General features: G+C 72.9%; 2 protein-coding genes. One reads left to right on the plus strand and one right to left on the minus strand.

Going from position 1 to position 1,422, the window contains the following annotated elements:
* Positions 1–119 precede the first annotated feature (119 nt).
* Positions 120–731: a TetR/AcrR family transcriptional regulator gene (locus D476_RS0119540; RefSeq protein WP_026123669.1), complete on the plus strand. Its 612-nt coding sequence runs from the start codon at positions 120–122 to the stop codon at positions 729–731.
* A gap of 9 nt (positions 732–740) precedes the next feature.
* On the opposite strand, the gene D476_RS0119545 is transcribed toward D476_RS0119540, so the two are convergent.
* Complete coding sequence (locus D476_RS0119545; protein WP_017625620.1) at positions 741–1,187, minus strand: carboxymuconolactone decarboxylase family protein; 447 nt, start codon at positions 1,185–1,187, stop codon at positions 741–743.
* Positions 1,188–1,422: the final 235 nt, after the last annotated feature.

A 1,422-nucleotide genomic window follows, 5' to 3' on the forward strand; every position in this document is an offset into this window, starting at 1 on the left:
TGTCGGGTGTTACCAACGTCCCGGAACATCACACCTAGACCCCGCTGTACGGTCGAATCATGGTCAGCAGCGAGGGCACGGGCGGCGGGGAGCGCACGAGGGTGCGGCGCCCCCGCCGCATGGCGCCGCACCGGCGGCGCGAGGACCTCATCCGCACCGCCCTGGAACTGTTCGCCCGGCGCCCGCCCGACCAGGTGACCCCTGAGGACGTGGCCGAGGCGGCGGACGTCTCGCGCGCCCTGGTGTACCGGTACTTCCCGAACATGGGCGAGCTGCGCCAGGCGGCGCTGCGCACCGCCGTGGACGAGCTGTCCCCCCGCCTGGTGCCGCCGCCCGACCTGCCGCTGCTCGAACAGCTGCGCACCGCCCTGCGCGCGTTCATCGCCTTCGCCGACGCCTACGCCCCGGCCTACACCGCGCTGCTGCGCGGCGGCTCCTTGGTGGCCACGGAGAGCACCGAGTCGGTCATCGACGAGGTGCGCGGGCAGGTGCTGGACCTGCTGGTGGAGCGCTCGGGGGCGGACGCGCCCGGGCCGCGGATGCTGCTCGCGCTGCGGTGCTGGATCTCGGCGGTGGAGTCGGCGGTGCTCATCTGGCTGCGGGAGCGCACGATGCCGGCCGAGGAGCTGGCCGACTGGCTGCTCGACCAGCTCCTGGCGATGACCGGCGCCTCGGGCGCCGGCGAGGTGGAGACCCGGGCCGTGGTGGCCCGGATCTCCGAAGGGGCCTGAGGCGACCGCTCAGGAGCGCCGCCGCGGCGGGTGCAGGTGCGTGGTGATCGCGACCCGGTTGAGCAGGTTCATGTGCGCGGCGGCCAGGATCAGCGCCGCGGTCTCCCGCTCGTCGTAGTGTTCGGCGGCACCGGCGTAGGCCTCGTCGCTCACCCCGTGCTCGCCCAGGCGGGTGACCTGGTCCACCAGCTCCAGCGCCGCCCGCTCGGCGTCGGTGAAGTGCGCGGCGGCCTCGCGCCATGCGGCCAGCAGGAACAGCCGCTGCCGCGACTCGCCCTGGCCCAGGGCGTCGGTGGTGTGCTGGTCGATGCAGAACGCGCACCCGTTGATGTAGGACACGCGCAGCTTCACCAGCTCGGCCAGGGTGTCTCCGAGGATCTCCTGCAGCTCGGGGCCGACTGCGAGGATCTTGCCGTAGATGTCGGGGATCTGGTCCCGGACGGTGACCCGCTTCATGGGGCGCCTGCCTTTCGTCGCCGATCGCTCGATCGCGGTTCGTCGACAGTGGGGACACGGCGGTCCGCCGTCCCGTGACAGCACGGGAGGGGACGGGAGGGTGATCCGCGGCACATCCCTCCGCACACGGCGCGGGACCACCCCGCGCACCACCCCTGACATGCAGAGAGCCCGGACTCGCGATGAGTCCGGGCTCCTCCTGGTACCCCCGAGCGGATTCGAACCGCCGTTACCG

Source organism: Nocardiopsis chromatogenes YIM 90109 (assembly GCF_000341185.1).
Classification (GTDB): domain Bacteria; phylum Actinomycetota; class Actinomycetes; order Streptosporangiales; family Streptosporangiaceae; genus Nocardiopsis_A; species Nocardiopsis_A chromatogenes.